This is a genomic window from Dehalococcoidia bacterium, assembly GCA_041653995.1.
GTDB lineage: Bacteria > Chloroflexota > Dehalococcoidia > GIF9 > UBA5629 > CAIMUM01.
The window spans coordinates 1-4,439 of the sequence record JBAZEK010000041.1 but is presented as its reverse complement, the minus strand read 5'-3'; the positions used below and the strand labels follow the sequence as shown (position 1 = coordinate 4,439).

The window sequence follows — 4,439 nt, the reverse complement described above, 5'->3', positions numbered from 1 at the left end:
GCCCGATGTCGAAGTAACGCTGGGATGGTACTAGGAGGTATGGTATGACGCAGTATTTTGAATCGGGGACAACCCACAGATTAAACGTGGAGGCTTTCAATCCTACCGCCTACAGCTGGAAGTATCGCTTCGACATCATCCTCGAGGGGCAGGTGGTCGGCAGCATAGAGCGCGAGATCGATACCGGCGTCACTAAGCTATTGAGCACAGATATCGTGATGCCCGAAGTGAGCGAGCCCACGGAGCTGACCTTCCAAGTGCATGCTTACGAGATAAGCGCGTCGCCGGCATACGACCTGGGTATCGTGGCGTCAACCAGCGTAATAGTGCAGGAGCTGCCTTCAGGAGGAGCTTACAACGCCGAGGCTTATTTCGACGACGTGCGTCTGGCCAACTACGAGTTCGAGGCGGGAACGGCGCACAAGATAACTGTTAAATTCACCAATCCCTTCGACACCCCTCTCGAATTCTACCTGGTCGGCCAACTGGGGGGCATGAACCTCTTTAATCAGATAGGCTTCTTCACGGTCGGCGCGGGCCAGACTGTGACCAAAGAAGCCAACTTCTTAACCGGCGAGACGCTTGGCTTGGTAGGCCCGGTGCCGATATCCCTGCACTGCACTACCAAAGGTATACCGGGAGAGGATTTCGAGACCGGCAGCGTCCAGATAATCGCGTCGACCGCGGTCCAGGACGGCACTATAGAAGTAGTACCTGTGCAAACGTCGGTCCCGCAAGGCGCGTCGTTCGAATATGACGTGAGGATCACGAACACCACCAGAAAGGTGTGGTCGTACCCTTTCAAAGTATACCTGTATGACAAGAATGGCGAAGTGATCGGCGGCGTGTCTACCAGTATAGGCGTCGGTCCTTATAGCACGGGCGTATTTGAGTGGGCAACCTCCATGATAAAGGATTGGGGGGTGCCTCCCGCCGGCACGGCAACGATCAAGACGGTTTTCCTGGGACGGACGGAGACGCAAGGCACGTTCACTATAACCGCGGCAACTGTTCCCGCAGCCAAAGTTGCTTACGTGAGCAAGACGTGGTTCCGGATACCCGAGCAGAACAATACCCTGATGATGAGGGTCAACCTCAAGAACAACTCGGGGAGAACGCTTACTCCATGGGACTTCGATGGCTACATCTGGTCGACACACAGGGCCGAAGGATATGTCTTTGAGTCGGGGCTTTCACCGGACGGATGGGACGGCGACTGGCCGGCAGGCACGACCAAGCCATTCCTCTCCGAGTGGTGGAACATGGGGTTCAACCCCGGGGTGTATGACGTGATCCTCGGGCTAAAGACATACGAGGAAGGTACGTGGACCTTAAACGGCATGAGCTACCCGGTGAGTTTAGGGTCTTACACCGTGACGTAGGAGTATCATGAACGAGAAAACAGTAATGCTTGGAGTTGCAGCGATCGCCGCGGCGTTCGGGATCGGCTATTATATAATGAAAGAGCCGGAGGAAGAGCAGGAGGCCGTGGCGCGGGAGATCTCCGTCGGCGCCAGGAGCATGGGTATATACTGCATAGACTGTTAGGAGCCGGGAGCCCATGAAGATAACAGATCTGAAAAGTCAGGAATGGTATGCTTATACCAATAAGGTAAGGCCCGGGGACATAGTGGCCGTAGTCGAAAGCGGCTTCGTTACACGCTTGGCATCCAGGCTCATCCTGCCGGCTACAGAGTTCTTCCACTTCATCATCATAGCGGACTACATCCCCCACGAGAACGACTTCGTTATCCTTGAAAGTATACCGAGCCACGGCGTGGCCGTGGGCCGGCTGTCGTGGTATTTAGGCAAGACCATTAACATCTACCGCCCGAGCCGCGAGAAAGTGCTCATGTTCGATATCCTGGAGAATGAGCGCGCGGGTTGCCACTTGACCCCGGAGGAGATGGGCCGGCGCGCGGTGTGGCAGGCTACGGCGCACGGGCGGTCCGGATACGATTACGTCCTGTGCGCTCAGATCGCTTACCGCGTGCTGTCACGCTGCCTGCGCAACTGGATGAAGGGCCGCGGGTTTGCAGTGCACTTCACCGAGATCCCGCGGACGGGGCGGGGAGGCCTGTGGTGCACCGAGCTCGTCGACGAGGCTTATGAAGGCCTTTACCCGGTGCTCGACCGGGACTACGAGGCGCTGCCGTCCAACTTCATCTACCAGTACCTCGACGGCTACCTGGATTATGTTTGCGGGTGGCCGGGCAAATGAGCGAGAAGACTTATGTGCTATGGGGCACCAAGAAGGGCGATCCCAGCTATGCCGAGCAGATCATCACGGAAACCAAAGATAAGGGGCACCTCGAGAAAGCGAAGAAGTGGGCGGCGGAAAACGACTTCGTAAACATCAGAACCATGGTCCATAGGGAAGGCGATAGGCCGAATTTTGGCAGTGCTCTCCGAATTCTGGGAGCTGCAGCTCTCGGGTATACGGCATGGGCCACAGCCAATTTCTTCCTCAAGCGCAGCGAGGCGCTGGATATCGCCCGGTCGCTGGCCGCGGACAAAGGCATGATAAACCTGGGCGCCGGCTGCAACCGGGACTCTTTGACCATGGGCATCTGCAGCCTGCCCGAGGTAGTGACCAACGCCGATATCAACGCCGGCGGCCCCAACTCCGTAATCGCAAACTTCGAATCCGGGCGCCTGCCCTTCGCCGATCGACAATTTGACGTAGCCTTCGCCAGCCATGTCCTGGAGCACTTGGTGAATTGGGAGACCGCGCTGGATGAGTGGAATAGAATCGCGGACCGTGTTATAGTAGTGCTGCCCCATCCGCTGAGTATAATGGGGCACGTAGCCCGGGAGCACGTCCAGCATTTCAGCCACGCCGACGCCCGGGCGATCGAGGCCGCCTGGCCCCGAACCAAAATCTTCCAATAGTGCATAACCCCCTTGACAAACGTGCATAACCGTGTATAATAAGTGCATAACTGGGAGGCTACAATGGAAATCGTGACGGTGGAGCTAAGCCGCATAAGGCCTGAGCCATGCACTGCGCCCAAAGCGTTAGATACAAGCGTGGGCAAGTACGGAGTATTGCATCCTCTTCTCTTGGAAGCGATCGATGACAAGAAGTACGACTTCGGCGTGGTCGACGGCAGGCGGCGCCGGCAGAGCGCTCAGAATAACAAGCTGAAACAAGTGCCCGCTATCATACTGCCCGCCGACGTGTGCCGCGAGCTCATCGGGCTCTCCGAGCACTACAGCCGGTCGCCATCCCCGGCGATCGAGGCGGAGTATTTCGCGGCCCTCATCTCCGGCGGCATGACGCAGACCGAGCTGGCCGTGGCGCTGGGCATCAGCCAGGGGAAGATCAGCCAGCGGCTGGCGCTGCGCGAGAAACTTATCCCCGAGCTCTTCGAGATGCTGAGATCAGGTACTCTCATAGCTACAGTGGCCAGGGAAATCACTTCTCTCGATAGCCAGGCGCAACGCAGCTTGTTAAAACAGGCCACGAAAGGCCAGAGGCTGACCATTAAGTATCTGAACGGCCTTAAGCGCGAGAAAATGATGTCGACCCTCGACCTGGTGGCGATCCCGGAGGTCCCTCAAGATAAAAAGAAGATATGCCCGCACTGCGGAAAGGAGATATAGGCATGGATACGCCTGCTCAGAAGTCGATAGTATACACCCTGTATTTAAAAGACAGATGTAGAATTTGTCTCCGGAGAAGCCAATGCAAAAAGACACCTAATGAAATGATCTTGTGCTCACAAAATAGCTTTTATAAGGGGCCAGGTCAAGAGGATGCTATCAAGAATGACTCGCTAATAGATAACCCTGTGAAGATCTGCCCGCACTGCGGAAAGGAGATATAAATGAGTAAAACAGTTGTGATATCAGATAAAACGGCAGCGTTCTTGATTGAGCTTAACCGCAGATTAGAAACGCAGGACAATCGTGCAACAGCAAGCCCGTATTTTTTCACCGTGCGATGTATAAGCGAAGTGCCTGTTCCAGATGGATTTACAGATGAGATTCGCTACGTAATAGACGGATGTAGCTCTTACACTGAGGATGAGCTAAGGAAATATTGCGAAGAAAATGAGCTTGATTTTGAAGAATTCAAAGTCAATGGGTGCCAGAAGTATAATGTTAGGGACGTCGAGGAATTTAAAAACGTTTTCTTCACCGAAGAAGGGTATAACGAGCATATAAGGCTCAACGGGCATAACTATCGTCACTACAAAAGGTTCGACTCTTATGTCGATCACGCGTTTCGTAATCCTGAAATAGAGCAATTGTTAGCTGCAGTACGAGAGATAAGTAAGGCGCTTTATAGATGACGAGACTATACCGGATTAAAGGAGATGGGATCCGATGGCTGATAGAAAAATAGTCGTGAATATGGATAAGAAGTGTCTGCGGTGCCACAAGGGTGGGGCAACTCAGAGCGGATACTGTTTAAAATGTATCACGAAGATGAT

General features: G+C 54.3%; 6 protein-coding genes. All 6 read left to right on the top strand.

Annotated features, from left to right (window positions below; all coding sequences use genetic code 11):
- The first annotated feature begins 44 nt into the window (after positions 1-44).
- The 6 genes from WC359_14910 to WC359_14885 all read left to right on the top strand — a co-directional run bounded on the left by WC359_14910 (position 45) and on the right by WC359_14885 (position 4,298).
- Positions 45-1,382 carry a hypothetical protein gene (locus WC359_14910; GenBank protein ID MFA5401739.1) on the top strand — a complete coding sequence of 446 codons (1,338 nt, stop codon included), beginning with the start codon at positions 45-47 and terminating at the stop codon, positions 1,380-1,382.
- Positions 1,383-1,389: 7 nt separating this feature from the next.
- Complete coding sequence (locus WC359_14905; GenBank protein MFA5401738.1) at positions 1,390-1,548, top strand: hypothetical protein; 159 nt, start codon at positions 1,390-1,392, stop codon at positions 1,546-1,548.
- Between the two features lie 13 nt (positions 1,549-1,561).
- Positions 1,562-2,221 (top strand): hypothetical protein, encoded by a 660-nt coding sequence (locus WC359_14900; GenBank protein MFA5401737.1) that lies wholly within the window; start codon positions 1,562-1,564, stop codon positions 2,219-2,221.
- Entirely contained in the window at positions 2,218-2,892 is a 675-nt protein-coding gene (locus WC359_14895; GenBank protein MFA5401736.1) for a methyltransferase domain-containing protein, read from the top strand. Before WC359_14900 ends, WC359_14895 begins: the two co-directional genes overlap by 4 nt.
- A gap of 63 nt (positions 2,893-2,955) precedes the next feature.
- Positions 2,956-3,606, top strand: a complete 651-nt coding sequence (locus WC359_14890) for a ParB N-terminal domain-containing protein (protein ID MFA5401735.1) — start codon at positions 2,956-2,958, stop codon at positions 3,604-3,606.
- Positions 3,607-3,830: 224 nt separating this feature from the next.
- Positions 3,831-4,298, top strand: a complete 468-nt coding sequence (locus WC359_14885) for a hypothetical protein (GenBank protein MFA5401734.1) — start codon at positions 3,831-3,833, stop codon at positions 4,296-4,298.
- Positions 4,299-4,439 lie beyond the last annotated feature (141 nt).